At 38.8% G+C, this 3,248-nt stretch carries 2 protein-coding genes; both read right to left on the bottom strand.

Annotated features, from left to right (window positions below; all coding sequences use genetic code 11):
- Nucleotides 1-492 precede the first annotated feature (492 nt).
- Nucleotides 493-2,394 carry an AAA family ATPase gene (locus ACJHWR_RS25140; protein WP_065311127.1) on the bottom strand — a complete coding sequence of 634 codons (1,902 nt, stop codon included), beginning with the start codon at nt 2,392-2,394 and terminating at the stop codon, nt 493-495.
- Between the two features lie 105 nt (nt 2,395-2,499).
- Nucleotides 2,500-3,009, bottom strand: a complete 510-nt coding sequence (locus ACJHWR_RS25135; protein ID WP_065311128.1) for a peptidase M14 — start codon at nt 3,007-3,009, stop codon at nt 2,500-2,502.
- Between the last annotated feature and the right edge of the window lie 239 nt (nt 3,010-3,248).

The following is a 3,248-nucleotide window of genomic DNA, read 5'->3' as shown; positions in this document are numbered from 1 at the left end:
TTTATTATGGTGATCCCCTGGGCGAAATGCGCCTGGTAAGCAGAGTTTTTGAAATGTAAGGCCTTTGAATAAGACAAAAGGCTGCCTCATCGCTAACTTTGCAACAGTGCCCTTTTTTACGTCTCTCGTTTAATTCCTCGCCATTCTGTCCAGAAATAGTATTGCGGCTAATCAAGCCAATTCCTACGTCTTTTCGCTGTTGCACGATCTAAAAGAAAATATGGGAAAATTTCATGAAAGTATGGTACTAAAGGGTCTTTAATTCCTTTATCTTGTTCCTTCAACTGCACAGTATCTCGTAAAAACCAACAAGCCGGTTGTTTAAAAAACGCTCTTAGCGTAGGATGTTTTCCATTTTCCAAGTGGAACCCAAGTACGATGCCCGCGAAAAAGACAGCCCTCTTATGAAGAGGGCTGTTATCTGATATAGGCTTGTTATGGTCTCACTCTTGATTAATCAGGTGTATGTGCAACCTTGGTGCACACAATCGATTATGCAGCTTGATGATCTGAAGTGTTACCGGAAGTATCTTCGGTTCGTTTTTTGTTTGTGATGGATTCACTTTTATCTCGCAAGGCTGAGTCTATGACGTTAAACACCTTTTCCCACCGAGAAATCCAACCGCATATAGGTTGAACACGACATTTTTCCAGGAAGAAATTTAATAAGTTAGTTTTTTTATTATCTTGCACTTTGAATGGTTCAATTACATCATCGGCATCAACAGATTTTCCTCCGATAAACCACGACGGATGGGTTTCCATTGCGTCAGAAATGAAATCGTCAGGGAAGAGGCCTTCAATAGCAAAACCACTTCTTACAGAAATATAGTCTTTATTTGACTCAAATCTAATTTGTTTTTTACCAAAGTAGCTTTGTAATCTGGTTCTTTCTTTGACCCCAGCTTCATCACCGTCAAAAACAGATATTACGGGGACATCTTTAGAAATAAACTCGTAGCACCCTTTCAAGAATCCCCCAAGTTGACTGACTCCACCAAACTCATCAACTTTAGCACTCCTCAGAAAAGGCCATCTGTTCTTAAACTCATCATCTTCAGATGTCAATTTCAATATTGATTCTATATATTGTTTGTCGGTGATACCTTCAACGAAAACTGCACTACTTGATATGTTAAAGAAATCAGAAAATCTGACCCCAAGATTTTCTCTTATGCTTGCAACTGCATTAAATCTTTTTTCATGCTTTTTATCTTTTGTAACACCGGCGTCATCTTTATATAACTCAATGATCTTACTTGGCTCATCACTGACAAATGATAAGGAATGAGTTGTAATAAGAACATAAGCAACATCCATCAGTGATTTGAAAATGTGATTACATGACCGGCCTAATGAGGGATGCAAGAAAGACTCAGGCTCCTCAACCATCCAAATCGTTTTCTTACCTAGAGTAAGTTTTCTCTCTGAAATAGATTTAAATGAAGAAAATAAAGATAAGCATTGTAGCCCCATACCTTTACTCGATATCACATTCTCAATAGTATCTTTTATTGAAACCTCAAAGCGACCAAATAACTCATCAAGAGATGGCGGAGCTTTAATAATAAAGCTACAGTCATCTATACCGCTTAGAATCATTTCATTTGTTATCTTTTCAGATACTTCCAACAGTTTATCATGAATCACTTGAACCGATGTTTTCATGGCTGAAGCTACTTCACTCCTAACATATGGAACTAATAGATTATGATATATATCATCAATACTTTTTGACGATGGTATATACACACACTCAAAACTAGAAAGTATTTTTTCTATGAACCTTCTTTCAACAGATGTATACATGGAGGAAGTTACTTCAGGTTTCCTCTTGTAACCTTTAAAGACAGTGTAAAAGTAATTGTTTTTATTAGATATTGTCAGATGTACGGTCACTTCGTTTTGAGGTGACTTTAACCTGGAGTCATCAATCATGTTAAACAGCTGCAAATATCTATCTCTCAAACTTAGCTTTCTGCCTCTTGATTGAGTTGGTTTTGATTCTTGTTGTTTAGAGCTGCCATCATCAAATGAAATAGAATTACTAGGCTCTTCTTGCTCCCCTAAAACACCAAGTTCAATAATCGAGTCATCATCGTCATCATCATCGTCTTGGCTCAAATCCTCAGAGACATCATCTAGCTCACTTTCAGAAAAAGTAAATCTTACAGCAAAACTAGTTTGTCCTTGCTTAACACCATGTGGCTTATCTTTTTCATAGTCATATAAGTCAGGATTAAATTTTCCTTCAAAAAAAACCCTCATAGCTTTTAATAGGTTTGTTTTACCACTGTTGTTTTGCCCAACAATGGTTAATCCATTAAAGTTATCAGAGGATATCTCCCCTGAAATAGACCTATACTGAGAAACTTTAAATGATACTATTTCCATTTTTCTTCCTACGATAGAATATTGCTCGGATTATCGACATTTTTTCCCAAGGCTTTAACTGTCTTTCGCTACTTGGATAAATGGCTCTTCCTCCACTGTTCTGCTTTATTTTCGCCAGAAAGCCCACCATGCATGTTGTTTGTCCTGAAGTGCTGCTTTATCCTGAAGCAATTCAGCACTCACTGCCCCCTGAAGCACAGAAACGGCGTTTCTCGCGGCATTGCGACAGGAATCAATAACCTCTGGTTCGTTGGGCTTTCTGAGCAGGATAAATTGCGATACTTTGGACTGAGTATCAAAAGCATAGATTCGCAATTCAGGGGAGGATGTCAGGCTTACAATATTATGCAACCGCATATAATTGGTGTAGTCCTTGCTACTTGGATCACATGATTCATAAAGATATTTCTGCATTAGCGTTTGCGATGAAGAAAGAAAATCTATATAGCGGTCAGTTTTTTTATCTATATCCCGCAGTCGCTGAGCTATTGCATCTTTTCTTATTTCGTGGCAGTGTGTTAATTTCAGTGTAATCCAGCCACCAACAATGGTGATTAATGCACCCAGCCCAATTTTAACGGCATTATCAGCCACATCTACCCACTCAGTTGCCATCTGTTACGTGTTCTTCCTGTGATGATCATGGTCGCTAGTATAATTCTCCGGCTGACTGGACATACAGCATTTTCTGTCCAAGATTAATAACCTCGAACTGCAACTACAATGCCGCAGATGATGCAAAGGGGGAGCCCGCAGAATTCGGAAAAAATCGTACGCTAAGGTTTTCCGGGCATCCGTAAGGGCCGAAACTTCCCGTCTTCCAGTCTGCGGCTCTGCCGCCAGACGTAATCGCC

It is taken from the genome of Escherichia sp. WS568, from assembly GCF_046486085.1.
Taxonomy (GTDB): domain Bacteria; phylum Pseudomonadota; class Gammaproteobacteria; order Enterobacterales; family Enterobacteriaceae; genus Escherichia; species Escherichia coli.
The sequence above is the reverse complement of the archived record's forward strand: the minus strand, read 5'-3'. Positions and strand labels throughout refer to the sequence as shown.

Bases quoted from the DNA above. Each gene is read 5' to 3' on its own strand.
- ACJHWR_RS25135 (WP_065311128.1), bottom strand. From the start codon at position 3,009: ATGGCAACTGAGTGGGTAGATGTGGCTGATAATGCCGTTAAAATTGGG.
- ACJHWR_RS25140 (WP_065311127.1), bottom strand. From the start codon at position 2,394: ATGGAAATAGTATCATTTAAAGTTTCTCAGTATAGGTCTATTTCAGGG.